Source organism: uncultured Phycicoccus sp. (assembly GCF_947495705.1).
Classification (GTDB): domain Bacteria; phylum Actinomycetota; class Actinomycetes; order Actinomycetales; family Dermatophilaceae; genus Phycicoccus.
In genome coordinates, this window is record NZ_CANLZR010000021.1 from 1 (window position 1) to 584 (window position 584).

The 584-nt window shown below is 78.8% G+C and carries 1 protein-coding gene; it reads right to left on the reverse strand.

What is annotated here, in order from left to right; genetic code table 11:
* Positions 1-584, reverse strand: a 584-nt coding sequence (locus tag Q0963_RS16490) for a DUF222 domain-containing protein (protein WP_299448170.1), incomplete at both ends; no start/stop codon positions are given.

Here is a 584-nt window from a genome sequence, read left to right on the forward strand (position 1 = left end):
CGGTCCGTCATCACCAGCTGCACCTCCACCGGCTGCACCTGCCCGACCTCCAGCCCGGCCAGCAGCCGCACCGCCGTGTCGGCCGCCACCGCCCCCACCCCACGACCCTCCGGAGGCTCGTCGGGGCACTGCCCGCCGACGACCGCCCGCGCCCGCGCCTGCACCGCCGCGTACGCCCCGACCACGTCCCGCAACGGGGCCAGCACGCTCAGGTACGCCATCCCGTCCGGCGCCGGCCGCGCCGACACCCGCCGCGACCGCGCCGCCGCCTCCACCCGGGCCACCACCGACGCCGCGTCCAGCTCGGCCGCGACCCGCCGCGCCGCCCGACCCACCGCCCGCTCCGACAGCGACCCCAACACCGGACCCAGCCGCCGGTCCACCTCCGCCCGGTCCTCCCGCGACAGGGTCGCCGTCTCGCGGACCACCTCGAGGGCGTGCCGCTCCCCCACCACCCCGTCGGTCAGGCACCGCATCGTCGCCGGCAGCTCCTGCACCAACGCCCGCGACACCCCGACGAACCGGTCACCCAACGTCGGGGACTCCCGCCGCGCCAACCCCACCTCCGACCCCACCGACCGCCG